This is a genomic window from Mesorhizobium sp. M0159 (genome assembly GCF_040322295.1).
In the GTDB taxonomy this organism is placed as follows: Bacteria; Pseudomonadota; Alphaproteobacteria; order Rhizobiales; family Rhizobiaceae; genus Mesorhizobium.
On the sequence record NZ_JAMYTF010000001.1, the window covers coordinates 155504 to 167640 of the forward strand.

General features: G+C 63.9%; 12 protein-coding genes, 1 tRNA gene and 1 pseudogene. 11 read left to right on the forward strand and 3 right to left on the reverse strand.

Going from position 1 to position 12137, the window contains the following annotated elements; all coding sequences use genetic code 11:
• The first annotated feature begins 311 nt into the window (after positions 1-311).
• The gene (locus NKJ32_RS00720) at positions 312-908 is read left to right on the forward strand and encodes a TetR/AcrR family transcriptional regulator (RefSeq protein WP_352754663.1); all 597 of its coding nucleotides are present in this window, start codon (positions 312-314) and stop codon (positions 906-908) included.
• 77 nt (positions 909-985) lie between these two features.
• Positions 986-1560 (forward strand): annotated as a pseudogene (locus NKJ32_RS00725) (DUF308 domain-containing protein).
• A 75-nt stretch (positions 1561-1635) separates the two neighbouring features.
• On the opposite strand, the gene NKJ32_RS00730 reads toward NKJ32_RS00725, so the two are convergent.
• Positions 1636-1725: transfer RNA gene (locus NKJ32_RS00730), tRNA-Ser, on the reverse strand.
• A 338-nt stretch (positions 1726-2063) separates the two neighbouring features.
• On the opposite strand from NKJ32_RS00730, the gene NKJ32_RS00735 reads away from it, so the two are divergent.
• The 3 genes from NKJ32_RS00735 (at position 2064) to NKJ32_RS00745 (ending at position 3846) form a co-directional block, all read left to right on the forward strand.
• Positions 2064-2771: a 50S ribosomal protein L21 gene (locus NKJ32_RS00735; RefSeq protein ID WP_352471261.1), complete on the forward strand. Its 708-nt coding sequence runs from the start codon at positions 2064-2066 to the stop codon at positions 2769-2771.
• A gap of 98 nt (positions 2772-2869) precedes the next feature.
• Complete coding sequence (gene rpmA, locus NKJ32_RS00740; RefSeq protein ID WP_023678077.1) at positions 2870-3139, forward strand: 50S ribosomal protein L27; 270 nt, start codon at positions 2870-2872, stop codon at positions 3137-3139.
• Between the two features lie 119 nt (positions 3140-3258).
• Positions 3259-3846 carry a GNAT family N-acetyltransferase gene (locus tag NKJ32_RS00745; protein ID WP_352569546.1) on the forward strand — a complete coding sequence of 196 codons (588 nt, stop codon included), beginning with the start codon at positions 3259-3261 and terminating at the stop codon, positions 3844-3846.
• 10 nt (positions 3847-3856) lie between these two features.
• Here NKJ32_RS00745 and NKJ32_RS00750 read toward each other — a convergent pair whose 3' ends face one another.
• The gene (locus NKJ32_RS00750; protein ID WP_352569548.1) at positions 3857-4726 is read right to left on the reverse strand and encodes an endonuclease/exonuclease/phosphatase family protein; all 870 of its coding nucleotides are present in this window, start codon (positions 4724-4726) and stop codon (positions 3857-3859) included.
• A 171-nt stretch (positions 4727-4897) separates the two neighbouring features.
• Here NKJ32_RS00750 and obgE point away from each other — a divergent pair, with 171 nt between their 5' ends.
• The 5 genes from obgE (at position 4898) to NKJ32_RS00775 (ending at position 10588) form a co-directional block, all read left to right on the forward strand.
• A complete protein-coding gene (obgE, locus tag NKJ32_RS00755; protein WP_352569549.1) occupies positions 4898-5929 on the forward strand; it encodes a GTPase ObgE in 1032 nt (343 codons plus the stop codon).
• 2 nt (positions 5930-5931) lie between these two features.
• On the forward strand, positions 5932-7086 hold the full coding sequence (proB, locus tag NKJ32_RS00760; RefSeq protein WP_023678073.1) for a glutamate 5-kinase: 1155 nt from the start codon (positions 5932-5934) through the stop codon (positions 7084-7086).
• Between the two features lie 13 nt (positions 7087-7099).
• The gene (locus NKJ32_RS00765; protein WP_352569550.1) at positions 7100-8386 is read left to right on the forward strand and encodes a glutamate-5-semialdehyde dehydrogenase; all 1287 of its coding nucleotides are present in this window, start codon (positions 7100-7102) and stop codon (positions 8384-8386) included.
• Positions 8387-8636: 250 nt separating this feature from the next.
• Positions 8637-9224, forward strand: a complete 588-nt coding sequence (locus NKJ32_RS00770; RefSeq protein ID WP_031212055.1) for a nicotinate-nucleotide adenylyltransferase — start codon at positions 8637-8639, stop codon at positions 9222-9224.
• A gap of 74 nt (positions 9225-9298) precedes the next feature.
• Entirely contained in the window at positions 9299-10588 is a 1290-nt protein-coding gene (locus NKJ32_RS00775; RefSeq protein ID WP_023678070.1) for an MFS transporter, read from the forward strand.
• A gap of 29 nt (positions 10589-10617) precedes the next feature.
• On the opposite strand, the gene NKJ32_RS00780 is transcribed toward NKJ32_RS00775, so the two are convergent.
• Positions 10618-11475 carry a mechanosensitive ion channel family protein gene (locus NKJ32_RS00780; protein WP_023678069.1) on the reverse strand — a complete coding sequence of 286 codons (858 nt, stop codon included), beginning with the start codon at positions 11473-11475 and terminating at the stop codon, positions 10618-10620.
• A 239-nt stretch (positions 11476-11714) separates the two neighbouring features.
• On the opposite strand from NKJ32_RS00780, the gene rsfS reads away from it, so the two are divergent.
• A complete protein-coding gene (gene rsfS / locus NKJ32_RS00785; protein ID WP_023678068.1) occupies positions 11715-12092 on the forward strand; it encodes a ribosome silencing factor in 378 nt (125 codons plus the stop codon).
• The last annotated feature ends 45 nt before the right edge of the window (positions 12093-12137 follow it).

The window sequence follows — 12137 nt, forward strand, 5'->3', positions numbered from 1 at the left end:
TAGTCGCCGATCCATGGAAACCTCCCAGTCTTCAACCAGCGATAGAACAAGCTAACGATGGTGAGATAGCGCAGTCGGTGCAAACGCCTAGTGCCGCACGGCGATTGGCGGTGGTCCGGTCGGCCGGAGGGTGTTGCCTCGTCCTCGAAGTGGGATGGCTACCTCGATCGACAAACACCGGAGCTGTCTGAATGGATGGCGGGCCGAGATCAATTAAGATCGAATGACGTCTACGCCATAGCCACGCAATTTCACGCTACTCGCGTTGCAAGGAGGCTTGACTGCCATCCTACCAGAAGGTAGGTAAAAGCATGAGCAACTTGTCTACCACCTCTGATGACATCCTGGCTTGTGCACGTTCACTGATCGTCGCTGGCGGCTACAACGGTTTCAGTTATGCCGACATTGCTGATGTGGTCGGGATCCGTAAGGCGAGCATCCATCACCATTTCCCAAGCAAGGTCGATCTGGTTCGGACGCTGGTTGCGCGGTATCGCGAAGAAACTGAAGCTGGGATGGCAAATGTCGAACTTCACGAATCCGATCCGCTCGAACAGTTGCGGATCTATGCCGGGTATTGGGAAGCCTGCATCGCGAACGCCAGCGCCCCGTTTTGTATCTGCGCGCTGTTGGCAAGCGAGCTCCCCGTGCTGCCCGAGGAAGTTGGCCTTGAGGTCCGGGCGCATTTCCGCTCGCTGTCGGCTTGGCTGACATCGGTGATGGAGCGCGGTGCGCGGCACGGCCAATTTCGACTGATGAGCACCCCTCGTGCCGAGGCTGAAGCGTTCATGGCGACCGTTCACGGCGCGATGCTTTCAGCACGGGCCTATGGCGATCCGAAGATATTCGCCGTCGTGACGGGCCCGCTCCTGGAGCGGCTCCGCGCTTCCCCCCGGATGCGGGCCTAGATCTCAACTAACCATACTAGCAATCACTCTGCGACGTTCGTCGAGAGTCCCTACCTACTAGTCGAAAGGACAATCCAATGACGGTTTACAGTGGCGATCTTTCCCGCTCCAGCCAAGAACAATGGCTCAAGCTCTATTACTTCGCTCGGACGGCGTTCTCGGCTGTCTGGGTGGCGGCTGCCTTTACGGTGGGACAGCATTCCGGGGTGGTCGCGGCGGTGTTACTCGTGGCTTATCCTGCATGGGATGCCTTGGCCAATTTTGTCGACGCATCGCGCAGCGGAGGATTGGGACAGAATCGCACCCAGACCATCAACGTCGTGGTCAGTGTGGCGACAACGCTCGCGGTCATTGTTGCGCTGAAGATGAGCATGAATTGGGTGCTCGGCGTGTTCGGCCTATGGGCGATCCTGTCCGGCCGCTTCAACTCGGCACCGCCGTCCGCCGTTGGAAGAGCTCTGGTGCGCAGTGGGCGATGATCCTGAGCGGAGGGCAATCAGCACTGGCAGGCACGTTTTTCATCGTGCAGACGCGGATGCCGATGCCGCCATCGATCTCCAACGTGGCCGGCTATGCCGCAGTAGGCGCCCTCTACTTCCTGGTTTCGGCGGTGTGGCTGAGCGTGAGCCAATTGCGGCGGAAGGCTGCATAGGCCCGCGATCTTAAGCCATTACCGGCGCGATGAGAGATGCTGTTACCTATGGGTCCGGAATGGACCATTCCGAAGTGGCGGAGAGGGAGGGATTCGAACCCCCGATGGGCTTGCACCCATGCCGCATTTCGAGTGCGGTGCATTCGACCACTCTGCCACCTCTCCGCGGTCATGGTCCGCCGTTGCCGGCGCGGCGCACTAGATAACGGCTGGACAGGCAGGTTACAAGGGCCAATCTGCCCCGGCGCCGCAGCTTCTGTCCGTGCTTCCTTCGAGGCTCCGGTAGCCGCTGCTCGATATTTGCAAGGACTGGGCTCAACCCGTTTGCAGCTTGCCCGCGGCGCTTGCCTTGACTCAAGCCGAACCTTCGGTTAGGGACAGCGCGCAATCGGCGTGGAGGGATCTTCCGCGCCGCTTGTTTTTTGAACCCGCAGACTGACAAAAAGACGGCCGAACCGCCTGAGGCGGTTCATCAAGGCCGACCGAACAGCGAAAGGCAAAAAATGTTCGCAGTCATCAAAACGGGCGGCAAGCAGTATCGCGTTGCCGCCAACGATCTCCTGAAGATCGAAAAACTCGAAGCCAATGTCGGCGACATCGTCGAGATCGGTAGCGTGCTCGCGCATGGCGAAGGCGAGAACGTCACGTTCGGCGCGCCGTTCGTCGATGGTGCGATGGTCACCGCCGAAGTCGTCGAGCAGGGCAAGAACCGTACCGTCATCGCCTTCAAGAAGCGCCGTCGGCAGAATTCGCGCCGCAAGATCGGCCATCGCCAGCTTTTGACCACCGTCAGGATTGCCGAGATCCTGCTGGGTGGCGCCAAGCCGGCGAAGAAGGCCGCCGCCAAGACCGAAGCGAAGGCCGAAGTTGCAGCCAAGACCGAGGCGAAGGCTGAAGCCGCGCCGAAGGCAGCAGCGAAGGCAGAGGCTGCGCCGAAGAAGGAAGCCAAGGCCGAGACGACCGAGGACAAGGCTGCCGAAGCCGCCGCGCCGTTGTTCAAGGCGCCGAAGGGCGAGCCGGACGACCTGACCGTGATCAAGGGCATCGGCCCGGTCGCCGCCGGCCAGCTCAACGAACAGGGCATCACCACCTTTGCCCAGATCGCCAAGCTGTCCGACAAGGACGTCGCCAAGATCGACGAGCACATGCCGTTCAGCGCCGACCAGATCAAGGACTGGCGCGAGCAGGCCAAGGAATTGGCGAAGAAGTAGAACGAACCGGCGCAATCGGCGCCGGATCGGACTTGAAACGGAACGCGAACGCGTTCATAAGATCGTTTAGGCGCCTCGCGGCGCATCGGAGTAGTTAGATGGCACACAAGAAAGCTGGCGGATCGTCGCGCAATGGTCGCGACTCCCATTCCAAGCGGCTCGGCGTGAAGAAGTTCGGTGGCGAAGCCGTGATTCCGGGCAACATCATCATTCGTCAGCGTGGCACGACGTGGCATCCCGGCACCAATGTCGGCATTGGCACGGACCACACGCTGTTTGCGCTCGAAGCTGGCGCAGTCACCTTCAACAAAAAAGCCAATGGCCGAACCTACGTATCGGTGAACCCGATGACGAAGGCAGCGGAGTAGCCGGTTCCGCACGAGAACACCGGCACCCATCTCGGGACCGGTGTCTGGCCAAGCCAGGAAATGGATCAGGGGAGATGGGTTTCCATCTCCCCTTTTTCTTGTGCCTGGAGGACTTTGATATGGTTGCCGAAGCGGAAGCGACAGACGACGAAAGTTACACGATAGATTGCCCGGTGCTCGCGACCGAGCGGCTGGTCATGCGGCCCCCGGGTGAGAGCGACATCGAGCAATTGGTGGCGCTCGCCGACAACCGCCACGTCGCGGAAATGCTGGCTCGCATGCCGCATCCCTATGGCGAGGCGGAGGCACGCGCTTTCCTGGCCATGACGGCATCGCGCCGGGCCGGAATCGCCTATGCGTTGACGCTGGCCGGCACCGAGACCTTCGTCGGCTGTGCCGGGCTCAACACTACGGATCGTGGGCTGGAGCTCGGCTACTGGATCGGCGAGCCGTACTGGAAACGCGGCTACGCGACGGAAGCAGCGCACGCACTGGTCGACCTTGCCTTCCAGAGAACCACGATCCAGGTGCTGCACGCCTCGACGCGGGTTATCAATCCGGCCTCGCGCCGGGTCATCCACAAATGCGGCTTCCAGTATGCCGGCCAGGGCATGCTGAACTCGATCGTTGCAGGCCAGGTGCCGGTCGAGCGCTACCGCCTCGATCGCAAGACCTGGACCAGCCTGCGGAACTGGGTGCATTTTTGATGGATGCGGCTCACGTCATCTCGAGCCAGACCGGCAAGTGATCCGAACCGGCCGCTTGCCGGTCGACCCACAGGCGCCTCAGCGATTTGGCAAGCGAGGCGCTGGTGAAGATGTAGTCGATGCGCTTGTAGCGGCTGGTATCGCCCGGCCGCTTGGGGTCGACCCAGGTGACGAGATCGGCGCCGGCGGCGCCGAGGCGCGTGGCGGCATCGACGGCGAGGTCGGCGGTCACCGGCATGCCGAATTCATGGTCAGCCTGGCCGGCGAGTTCGACATGTTCCGGCGATCCGGCCAGCATGTTGAAGTCGCCCATGACGACGAAGGCTTCGGGACAAGGCAGCTCCGGCAAGCCGATCTCGGCGACGCCGGAGAGCCCGCCGCCCTCGAGCGAGTATTTCAACAGACGCTGGCGCAGAAAGCGGATCTGGCTCAGCCGTTCAACCGGGCTGCGATGGTCGAGATGGGTGGAATAGAAGCGGATCGGACCAAGCGGCGTTTCGATCAGCGCCTCCAGCGCGCCGCGCTGGAAGTTCATCGCCTCGACACTGCGGCTGCGCGGCAAAAGGAGATTGCGCGACAGATGGATCGGCGTCCTCGACAGCACCATGTTGCCGAGCTGGAAGGTGGTCGTGATGGCGCGGCCGTTCTCCAGGCGCGAGCCGGCGTCGGCTTCGAAATTGCTGCCGTAGACGGCAAAATAGTCGGGCAGCGCCTTGCCGAGGTCGGCCACCATGTCGCGGCCGCCATTCTTCGGGTTGGCGCGGGTGACCTCCTGCAGCGCGATCACGTCGGCGCCGCGCACGGCATCGGCGATACGGCCGACATCGTACCGGCCGTCGAGACCGACGCCGTAGTGGATATTGTAAGTTACCAGCTTCATTCCGACATCTCGCGCTTGGAAAGCCGAAGATCGATTTTCGGCAAGGGTCAACCAAATGGTACGCGTCCAGAGCTACGCGCGACGTTACAGTAGCAAAAACGGCCCTCGCCCTTCGACCCGCCTTGGTTTAGAGCAATCCCGCAAAGCCAATAGCAGAAACCATACAATCCGATGAAATTTCTCGATCAAGCCAAGGTCTACATCCGCTCCGGCGACGGCGGCGCCGGTTCGGTGTCGTTCCGGCGCGAAAAGTTCATCGAGTTCGGCGGCCCGGACGGCGGCGACGGCGGTCGCGGCGGCGATGTATGGGTCGAGGCGGTCGATGGGCTGAACACGCTGATCGACTATCGTTACCAGCAGCATTTCAAGGCCAAGACCGGGACGCACGGCATGGGCCGCAACATGACCGGCGCCAAGGGTGCCGACGTAACGCTGAAAGTGCCGGCTGGAACACAGGTCTTTGCCGAGGACAATGAGACGCTGATCTGCGATCTGACGGTCGTCGGCCAGCGCTTTCTGTTGGCCAAGGGCGGCAATGGCGGTTTCGGCAACCAGCACTTCAAGACCTCGACCAACCAGGCGCCGCGCCGCGCCAATCCCGGACTGCCGGGCGAAGAGCTCAACATCTGGCTCAGGCTGAAGCTGATCGCCGATGCCGGCCTTGTCGGGCTGCCCAACGCCGGCAAGTCGACCTTCCTGGCGGCGGTCACCGCGGCCAAGCCGAAGATCGCCGACTATCCCTTCACCACGCTGCATCCGGGCCTTGGCGTGGCCCGCATCGACGGTCGCGAATTCGTCATTGCCGATATTCCGGGCCTGATCGAAGGCGCGCATGAAGGTGTCGGCATCGGCGACCGCTTCCTTGGCCATGTCGAGCGCACGCGTGTCCTTCTGCATCTTGTCTCGGCGCAGGAAGAAAATCCGGCCAATGCCTACAAGACCGTGCGTGCCGAGCTCGAAGCCTACGGCAATGGGCTGACCGACAAGGTCGAAATCGTCGCGCTTTCCCAGGTCGACATACTCGATGCCGACGCACGCAAGAAAAAGACCGCCTCGCTGAAACGTGCCGCCGGCCGCGCGCCGATGCTGCTTTCGGCGGTCACCGGCGAAGGCGTCGAGGCGGTGTTGCGCGCGCTGATCGCTGTGGTGGCCGATGCACGCGAGGCTGCCGCTGCGCCGGTCGAGACGCGCTGGAACACATAGCCATGGCCGCGCAATCGCTGAAAAATTATCGGCGCATTGCCGTCAAGATCGGCTCGGCGCTGCTTGTCGACCGCACGACGGGCCTGAAGCGCGACTGGCTGGCCTCGCTTGCCGACGACATCGCCGTGCTGGCCAATGGCGGCGCCGAAATTCTCGTCGTGTCTTCGGGCGCGATTGCACTTGGCCGCACCATTCTCGGCCTCGGCAAGCGGGCGCTGAAGCTCGAGGAGAGTCAGGCGGCGGCCGCCGTCGGGCAAATCGCGCTGGCCGGCGCCTGGTCGGATGCGCTCGGCAAGAATGGCTTGAAATCGGGCCAGATCCTGCTGACGCTCGGCGACACCGAAGAGCGCCGCCGCTATCTCAACGCGCGGGCGACGATTTCGACACTGCTCAAGATGAAGGCGGTGCCGGTCATCAACGAGAACGATACGGTGGCCACCTCCGAAATCCGCTATGGCGACAACGACCGGCTGGCGGCGCGTGTCGCCACCATGATGGGCGCCGACCTTTTGGTGCTGCTCTCCGACGTTGACGGGCTCTACACGGCACCGCCGGCGCGTGACCCGCAAGCCCGGTTCATTCAGGTCGTCGACCGCATCACCCCCGACATCGAAGCGATGGCGGGTGCCGCTGCTTCGGAATTGTCGCGCGGCGGCATGCGCACCAAGCTCGACGCCGGCAAGATCGCGACCGCCGCCGGCACCGCCATGATCATCACATCGGGCACGCGGCTGTCGCCGCTGCTGGCAATCGAGCGCGGCGAGCGTGCCACCTTCTTCCGGCCGAGCGCCAATCCGGTCAAGGGCTACAAGACCTGGATCGCCGGGCAGCTCGAACCGGCCGGCCGGCTGACCGTCGATGCCGGCGCCATCGGCGCGCTGCTCTCCGGCAAGTCGCTGCTGCCGGCCGGCGTCAAACTGGTCAGCGGCAATTTTGCGCGTGGCGACACGGTGGCGATCCTGTCGCCCGAGGGCCGCGAGATCGCGCGCGGGCTGGTTGCCTATGATGCCGCCGATGCCGTAAGGATCGCTGGGCTGAGGACGACAGAGATCGAAACCGTGCTCGGCTACGAGGCGCGTTCGGCGATGATCCACCGCGACGACCTTGTGGTGAGCCATGCCGGTGGTGAGCAAGTAGTCGGTGACCAGGTTACATAGCGGAGGATGAGCCATGCTGACGCTGCATGAAAAATCCCGGGATGATACCGTGGCGCTGATGGCCGATATCGGCCGCCGCGCGCGTGCCGCGGCCCGCCCGCTGGCCATAGCTGCGGCCGAGCGCAAGCACGCGGCGCTGATCGGCATGGCTCAGGCGATCCTTCGGCATGAGCAGGACATCCTCGACGCCAATGCCATCGACATCAGAAATGGCAGGGAGGCTGGCCTATCGGCAGCGTCGATGGATCGGCTGAAGCTCGATCCCGCCCGCATCCGCGCCATGGCAGACGGTATCAGCGAGATCGCCGGGTTACGCGATCCGGTCGGCGATGTCATTGCCGCATGGGACCGGCCGAACGGGTTGCATATCGAACGGGTGCGCACGCCGCTCGGCGTCGTCGGCGTCATCTATGAGAGCCGGCCTAACGTGACCGCCGATGCCGGCGCGCTCTGCCTCAAGGCGGGCAATCCGGTGATCCTGCGCGGCGGCTCGGATTCGGCGAATTCTTCCGCCGCTATCCATGCCTGCCTGGTCGAGGGGCTGAAGCCAGCCGGGCTGCCGGAGGATGCCATACAATTGGTGCCGACCACCGATCGCGCCGCCGTCGGCGAAATGCTGAAAGGACTTTCCGGCAATCTCGAGGTCATCATTCCGCGCGGCGGCCGCAGCCTGGTCGAGCGTGTGCAGAACGAGGCACGGGTGCCGGTCTTCGCGCATCTCGAGGGCATCTGCCATCTCTATATCGACCGATCGGCCGATCTCGACATGGCGGTCAAGATCGCGGTCAATGCCAAGATGCGGCGCACCGGGGTGTGCGGTGCTGCCGAGACGCTGCTGGTCGACCGTGCCGCCGCCGGCACGCACCTGGTGCCGATCCTCGAGGCCCTGCGGGCGGCGGGCTGCGAGATCCATGCCGATGCCGAGGCGCTGAGGCTTTATGCCGATGCCCAGCCCGCGACCGATGCAGACTGGGTGACCGAGTATCTCGATGCCATCATTGCGGTGAAGCTGGTCGACGGCATTGGCGGCGCCATCGAGCATATCGAGACGTTTTCCTCGCATCACACCGAGGCGATCATCGCCGAGGACGCCACAGCGGTCGACCGGTTCTTCAACGAGGTCGATTCGGCGATTCTTCTGCACAACGCCTCGACCCAGTTTGCCGATGGCGGCGAGTTCGGCATGGGCGCCGAGATCGGCATCGCCACCGGCAAGATGCATGCACGCGGGCCGGTCGGCGTCGAGCAACTGACCTCGTTCAAATATCGCGTGCGCGGGTCGGGACAGGTGAGGCCTTGAATCCGTCCACAGTCCGAGCCTGAGAGGCGTGCGCCCAGCCACCCCCCTCTGTCCTGCCGGACATCTCCCCCTCAAGGGGGGAGATCGGATGTCGCATAGACTTTCGCCAATCTTCGATGTCGCACTAAGGGCGCCAGGGATGAAGCTGACAATCTCCCCCCTTGAGGGGGAGATGCCCGGCGCGGCAGAGGGGGGTGCCTGACGCATGCTTGCCTTGTCCGAACATGCCATATCCTCCCGCTATCTCAAGATGCCGCATGCCGGGAAAGGCGTGGCGGTCGGGCTGTTCGGCGGTTCGTTCAACCCGCCGCATGCCGGCCATGCGCTGGTCGCCGAGATCGCACTCAGACGCCTTGCGCTCGATCAGCTGTGGTGGATGGTGACGCCCGGCAATCCGCTCAAGAATGCCGGAGACCTGGCGCCGCTGGCCGAGCGGCTGCAGCTATCCGAAAAGATCGCGAAGAACCCGAAGATCAAGGTCACCGCATTCGAGGCGGCCCACCGCGTCCGCTTCACCGCCGACACGCTGGCGCTGGTCAAGGCGCGTAACCCGGGCGTCGATTTTGTCTGGATCATGGGCGCCGACTCGCTTCGCGACTTCCACCGCTGGCAGCGCTGGCGCCGCATCGTCATGACGTTCCCGATCGCGGTGGTCGACCGGCCAGGCGCGACGCTGTCGTTCCTGTCGTCGGTGGTCGCCAAGACCTTCGACTATGCCCGCGTCGACGAGGGCGACGCACCGCGGCTCGCCCGCATGACGGCGCCGGCCTGGACCTTCATCCACGGCCCGCGTTCGTCGCTGTCGTCGAGCGCGATCCGCAAGGTGGCAAAGGGCTGAACCGGCGCGGAAGGCAAGTCCGGTGATGTCGCTTTTGCCGCTGCCTTGACCTGCTTGATGGGCGATCCTCGGTCATGACGATTCTCGAGCGCGACCAGGACAAGAACGGTCTAGGGCAGCCGGCGCCGTCGATCGCCATTGCCAGCATCCTTTTGTCGATGGCGCTGATCGCCGTCGGCAATGGGCTGATGTTCGCCTATATCCCAGTCCGGCTCGGCGCCGAGGGCTTCGATCCGACATGGGCGGGGCTGATCGTCACCGGCCTTTCGGCTGGCGGCCTCGCCGGCTGCATCCTGACCGGGCCGCTGGTGCGGCGTGTCGGCCATGCCCGCGTGTTCATGGTGCTGTCGGCGCTGATCGTGCTGTCCAACGCCGCGGTCGGCGCGGGGCCGCACCCATTGCCATGGATCGCTGCACGGGCACTCTACGGCTTTGCCATATGCGGCCTGTTCATTGTCGCGCAGAGCTGGCTGAACGATGTCGTCGCCAACGCCATCCGCGGCCGGGTCATGGCTATCTTCTACGTTGCCTACGTCGCCGGGCTCGGCGTCGGCTACTCGACGCTGGCGTTGATCGATATCCGCGCGGCCGACGCGCCGCTGATCGGCATTGCCTTCACCGCGCTGTCGATCCTTCCCGTCGGGCTGACGCGGCTTGCGCAGCCGCCGGCGCCGCAAGCGGCGTCCGTGGCGCTCGGCCGCGCCTGGCGGATCTCCCCGGTCGGCGTTGCCGGTATGCTTGCCGTCGGCGGCCTGTCGATGACGATCTCGGGTTTTGCGCCGATCCATGCCACGGCCAAGGGCTACAGCCAGGCCGACGTCGCCTTGCTGCTTTCGGCAATGCCGGTCGGCACGCTGATCCTGCAGATTCCGCTCGGCTGGATTTCCGACCGCACCGACCGGCGCTTTGTGCTGATCGCGGCGTCGGCGCTTGCCGCCGCGGCGGGCCTGTTTGCCCTCGGTTTCGACGGCGGCGCGCTGGCGGTGCTGCTCGTCATCTATGTGGTCTGGGACGGCGCCTCGGAATCGATCTATTCGCTTGCCAGCGCCCATGCCGGCGACCGCGCCGGCAAGGACGACATGGTGGCGTTGTCGAGCTCGCTTTTGTTTGCCTGGTCGCTGTCCGGCTTCGTCGTACCCGGCATTGTGACCGGACTTTCCGCCGTCTACGGCACGCAGGCCTTCATCTATGTGGCAATCGTCATTGCCACAGCCTACTGCCTGTTCGTTCTCTGGCGCGTCGTCATGGTTCGGCCGGTGCCCGCCACCGAGACCGGCAGTTTCGCGCCAATGACGGCGCAGGCGCCGTTGCCTGTCGATCTCGCCTTCGCGCCCGAAGATCAGCGCGGGCGCGGAGAGCTTTGAGGGCCATCTGCCGGCCGGGTTCAAATGCTCTATTGCTGCGTGGCTGAGGCCTCCGGCTGCGGCACTTGCGGCGCCGGCGCCGGGATTGAAAGGCCTTCGGCATCGAACGCCTGCTTGACGCTCTTGGTGAGGTCGATCTGGGCGGCGAAGAAATCGGCAGCCGCCGTCCAGTAGCGCAAGGTGATGGCGACGGTGCTGTCGCCGACAGTCGCGACAAAGGCGATCGGCGCCGGCTGCCGCCTGACGCGTCGGTCGGCGGCGGCGACACCGAGCATGGTCTTCTGCGCAAAATCGATGTCGTTCCAGGAGCCGATGCTGAGCGTGATGTCGCCGCGGCGCACACCGTTGCGGGTGAAATTGCGGACCGGCTGGTTCCACAGGGTCGAGTTGGGTGCAAGCACGTAGACGCCTTCGACCGTCCTCAGCGTTGTGGCAAACAGCCCGATCTCCTCGACGGTGCCGGATATCGCGCCGACTTCGACATATTCGCCGATGCGGAACGGCCGCAGCGCCAGGAGCATGATGCCGGCGGCAATGTTCTGCAGCGTGCCTTGCAGCGCCAGGCCGATGGCCAGGCCGGCGGCACCGATAGCGGCAATGATCGAAGCCGTCTGCACGCCGAACTGGCCGAGAACCATGATTACGACCAGTCCCAGGATGGCGTAGCGGACGACCTGCGAGAAGAAATGGCGGAGCGTTTCGTCGAAGCCGCTGATATGGCCGAGGCCGGCATAGATCGAACGCTCGGCGAGGCCGGCGACGATGTAGCCGATGACCAGCAGGATGACGGCGCCGACCGCCGAAAGCGAGTAGGAGACGATCAGCGTGCTGAGTTGCGCCAGGCCGGATTGCACGGTGAGGAGAGCGTTCTGGGGATCGATCGGCATGTCGGGATTCCGGTTCGTGGATGAGCCGATAACCGCTGCGGGGCGAGGCGGTTCCGATTTTCTGGCCCGAAAAGCCGGATATTCGGCCGCTGCCGGGTGCCTGCTTGCGAGCGGTGTCTTGAAACTGCAACCTAACTCTGCCTATCTAAGCAGTGTCACCTGATTTCAGAGGTGATTTGGTTGTTCTTGCTGCGAAAGGAAATACACTGAGAACAGCACTGCGGAAGAAGGCCGACATCGTGCCTTCGCCGGCCGGGATCAGCGTAAACGACGCCGTGTCCCGCGCCATCAAGACAGTCCTTGCCAGTCTGGAAGACTCCAAGGCCGAAAACATCGTCTCAATCGACATTCAGGGGAAATCGAGCCTCGGCGACTACATGGTCGTCGCGTCGGGCCGATCGCACCGTCATGTCTCGGCTGTTGCCGATCATCTCCTCAAGGCGCTGAAGGATGCCGGGCTCGGCACTGCACGCGTCGAGGGGCTGGCTGGCGCCGACTGGGTCCTGATCGATTCGGGCGACATCATCGTCCATGTCTTCCGTCCCGAGGTCCGCGACTTCTACAATCTCGAAAAGATGTGGCAGGCGCCCGATCTCGAGGAGGAGACCCTCCACTGAGCCGTATTCGTCTTGATGCATGTCGTCGTCCGACATGCATCAGCG

Bases quoted from the DNA above. Each gene is read 5' to 3' on its own strand.
- NKJ32_RS00750 (WP_352569548.1), bottom strand. From the start codon at position 4,726: ATGAAGCTGGTAACTTACAATATCCACTACGGCGTCGGTCTCGACGGC.
- NKJ32_RS00770 (WP_031212055.1), top strand. From the start codon at position 8,637: ATGCCGCATGCCGGGAAAGGCGTGGCGGTCGGGCTGTTCGGCGGTTCG.
- proB (WP_023678073.1), top strand. From the start codon at position 5,932: ATGGCCGCGCAATCGCTGAAAAATTATCGGCGCATTGCCGTCAAGATC.
- NKJ32_RS00765 (WP_352569550.1), top strand. From the start codon at position 7,100: ATGCTGACGCTGCATGAAAAATCCCGGGATGATACCGTGGCGCTGATG.
- NKJ32_RS00745 (WP_352569546.1), top strand. From the start codon at position 3,259: ATGGTTGCCGAAGCGGAAGCGACAGACGACGAAAGTTACACGATAGAT.
- NKJ32_RS00775 (WP_023678070.1), top strand. From the start codon at position 9,299: ATGACGATTCTCGAGCGCGACCAGGACAAGAACGGTCTAGGGCAGCCG.
- rpmA (WP_023678077.1), top strand. From the start codon at position 2,870: ATGGCACACAAGAAAGCTGGCGGATCGTCGCGCAATGGTCGCGACTCC.
- NKJ32_RS00780 (WP_023678069.1), bottom strand. From the start codon at position 11,475: ATGCCGATCGATCCCCAGAACGCTCTCCTCACCGTGCAATCCGGCCTG.
- obgE (WP_352569549.1), top strand. From the start codon at position 4,898: ATGAAATTTCTCGATCAAGCCAAGGTCTACATCCGCTCCGGCGACGGC.
- NKJ32_RS00720 (WP_352754663.1), top strand. From the start codon at position 312: ATGAGCAACTTGTCTACCACCTCTGATGACATCCTGGCTTGTGCACGT.
- NKJ32_RS00735 (WP_352471261.1), top strand. From the start codon at position 2,064: ATGTTCGCAGTCATCAAAACGGGCGGCAAGCAGTATCGCGTTGCCGCC.